The 238-nt window shown below is 68.9% G+C and carries 1 protein-coding gene; it reads right to left on the bottom strand.

Annotated elements, in window-relative coordinates; all coding sequences use genetic code 11:
* A partial coding sequence (locus SB717_RS39360; RefSeq protein ID WP_410908743.1) for a hypothetical protein occupies nt 1–238 on the bottom strand: 238 nt, incomplete at both ends.

The raw sequence follows: 238 nt of genomic DNA, 5'->3' as shown, positions 1-238 counted from the left end.
AGTAGATCTCCACCCGGGCACCGAGGCCGAGGACGCCGGGGTTGTACTTGCATGCCGAGGCCAATACCGGGGGCGGAATGGTCGCCGCGGACAGCGAACCCGACGCGGATTCGGTGTCGGCCCACGTCGCGTCGGACGTCTCGATGACCGACGGAAACGCGAGGCCCGCACAGGCGAGGACGGCGATTGCGCCGAGACGCAATCGCGCCCAGGCCGAACGACCTCCCGTCGTCTGCTT

It is taken from the genome of Priestia sp. SIMBA_032, from assembly GCF_046535215.1.
Classification (GTDB): domain Bacteria; phylum Bacillota; class Bacilli; order Bacillales; family Bacillaceae_H; genus Priestia; species Priestia aryabhattai.
The sequence above is the reverse complement of the archived record's forward strand: the minus strand, read 5'-3'. Positions and strand labels throughout refer to the sequence as shown.